The following is a 2,365-nucleotide window of genomic DNA, read 5'->3' on the forward strand; positions in this document are numbered from 1 at the left end:
GCCCAAGGACGCCGCCGACAAGACCCTGGCCCGCCTGGCGCGCCTGGATTCGGCCACCAATGGCGAGTACTCGCAGGACGTCGCCAACGACATCCGCGCCGCCATGCAGCTGCACGCCGGCGTGTTCCGCACGCAGGCGTCGATGGACGAAGGCGTGGCCAAGATCAAGGAAATCGCCAAGCGTGTCGGCAGCATCGGCCTGAAGGACAAGTCCAAGGTCTTCAACACGGCCCGTGTCGAAGCGCTGGAAGTCGAGAACCTCATCGAAGCCGCCCAGGCCACGATGATCTCGGCCGCCGCCCGCCCCGAGAGCCGTGGCGCCCACGCGCACAACGACTACCCGAACCGCGACGACGCGAACTGGATGAAGCACACGCTGTGGTACTCYGAAGGCAACCGCCTGGACTACAAGCCTGTCAATCTCACGCCGCTGACGGTTGAGTCGGTGCCCCCGAAGGTCCGTACCTTCTGACGCCGCGCCGAGCAAGGATCAAGACATCATGAAGCGCACCTTCCAGATCTACCGCTACGACCCCGACAAGGACGCCAAGCCCTACATGCAGACTCTCGAGGTCGAGCTGGATGGCCATGAGCGCATGCTGCTCGACGCCCTGGTCAAGCTGAAGGCCGTCGACCCGACGCTGTCCTTCCGCCGCTCCTGCCGCGAAGGCGTCTGCGGCTCGGACGCGATGAACATCAACGGCAAGAACGGTCTGGCCTGCCTGACCAATATGCTGACGCTGCCGGGCACCATCACGTTGAAGCCGCTGCCGGGCCTGCCCGTCGTGCGCGACCTCATCGTCGACATGACGCAGTTCTTCAAGCAGTACCACTCGATCAAGCCCTATCTCGTCAACGACAACATCCCGCCCGACAAGGAGCGGCTGCAGTCGCCCGTCGAGCGCGAGGAGCTGGACGGCCTGTACGAGTGCATCCTGTGCGCGAGCTGCTCGACGAGCTGCCCGAGCTTCTGGTGGAACCCCGACAAGTTCGTCGGCCCGGCAGGTCTCTTGCAGGCCTACCGCTTCATCGCCGACAGCCGCGACGAAGCCACCGCGGAGCGCCTGGACAACCTCGAAGACCCGTACCGCCTGTTCCGCTGCCACACCATCATGAACTGCGTGGACGTCTGCCCCAAGGGCCTGAACCCCACGAAGGCCATCGGCAAAATCAAGGAATTGATGGTCCGCCGCGCGGTCTGACGATGGCTGAAGCAGTAGAGGCCCTGATCGCTGAAATGATCGACGAACGTGCGCTGTCCAAGCTGCGCTGGCGCTGCCGTCGGGGCCTGCTGGAGAACGACATCTTCATCGAGCGCTTCTTCAACCGTCATCCCGAAGGCATCAGCCTCAGCCATGCCGAAGGCCTGACTGCGCTGATGGACCTGGCCGACAACGACCTTTTGGATCTGTTACTGCGCCGCAAGGAACCCAGTGGTGAAATCGACACCATTGCCGTGCGAGGCGTGCTCGCCGATCTGCGCACCTGACACCAGTTTTTCAAAGCCTCAAAGGACTGCACCATGACCCCGTCCGACGTGAAAGCCACCCTGTCGTTCTCCGACGGCAGCCCCTCGATGGACCTGCCCCTGTACAAGGGCAGCATCGGCCCGGATGTCATCGACATCCGCAAGCTCTACGCGCAGACCGGCAAGTTCACCTACGACCCCGGCTTCCTGTCGACGGCGTCGTGCAACTCGACCATCACCTACATCGACGGCGACAAGGGTGAGCTGCTCTACCGCGGCTACCCCATCGAGCAGCTCGCGGTGAACTGCGACTACCTCGAGACCTGCTACCTGCTGCTTTACGGAGAGCTGCCGAACGCGGCCGAGAAGGCCAACTTCGAAGACCGTGTGATGCACCACACCATGGTCAATGAGCAGATGCAGTTCTTCCTGCGGGGTTTTCGCCGTGACGCCCACCCGATGGCCGTCATGACGGGCCTGGTGGGTGCGATGTCCTCGTTCTATCACGACAGCACCGACATCAATAACCCCGAGCACCGCGAGATCTCGGCCATCCGCCTGATCGCCAAGATGCCCACGCTTGTGGCCATGGCCTACAAGTACACCGTCGGCCAGCCCTACATCTACCCGAAGAACGACCTCAGCTACGCCGGCAACTTCATGCGCATGATGTTTGCCACGCCTTGCGAGGACTACAGCCCCAACCCGGTGCTGGTGCGCGCCATGGACCGCATCTTCACGCTGCATGCCGACCATGAGCAGAACGCGTCGACCTCGACCGTGCGCCTGTGCGGTTCGTCGGGCACCAACCCGTTCGCGGCCATCGCGGCCGGCGTGGCCTGCCTGTGGGGCCCCGCGCACGGCGGCGCCAACGAGGCCTGCCTGAACATGCTGGGC

General features: G+C 63.7%; 3 protein-coding genes and 1 pseudogene. All 4 read left to right on the forward strand.

The annotated features are described in order from the left end of the window. Positions 1–472, forward strand: a pseudogene (locus tag ACXJKR_RS30035) (succinate dehydrogenase/fumarate reductase flavoprotein subunit); the annotation flags it as partial. A 28-nt stretch (positions 473–500) separates the two neighbouring features. Next, positions 501–1,202: a succinate dehydrogenase iron-sulfur subunit gene (locus ACXJKR_RS30040; protein WP_457325955.1), complete on the forward strand. Its 702-nt coding sequence runs from the start codon at positions 501–503 to the stop codon at positions 1,200–1,202. A 2-nt stretch (positions 1,203–1,204) separates the two neighbouring features. Continuing rightward, a complete protein-coding gene (locus ACXJKR_RS30045) occupies positions 1,205–1,489 on the forward strand; it encodes an FAD assembly factor SdhE (protein ID WP_457325957.1) in 285 nt (94 codons plus the stop codon). A gap of 33 nt (positions 1,490–1,522) precedes the next feature. Continuing rightward, the coding region (gene gltA, locus ACXJKR_RS30050; protein WP_457325958.1) for a citrate synthase at positions 1,523–2,365 on the forward strand (843 nt) is incomplete at its 3' end.

The organism is Roseateles sp. P5_E11, assembly GCF_054049355.1.

Coding starts and splice junctions, on each gene's coding strand:
- ACXJKR_RS30040 (WP_457325955.1), top strand. CDS start 501: ATGAAGCGCACCTTCCAGATCTACCGCTACGACCCCGACAAGGACGCC.
- ACXJKR_RS30045 (WP_457325957.1), top strand. CDS start 1,205: ATGGCTGAAGCAGTAGAGGCCCTGATCGCTGAAATGATCGACGAACGT.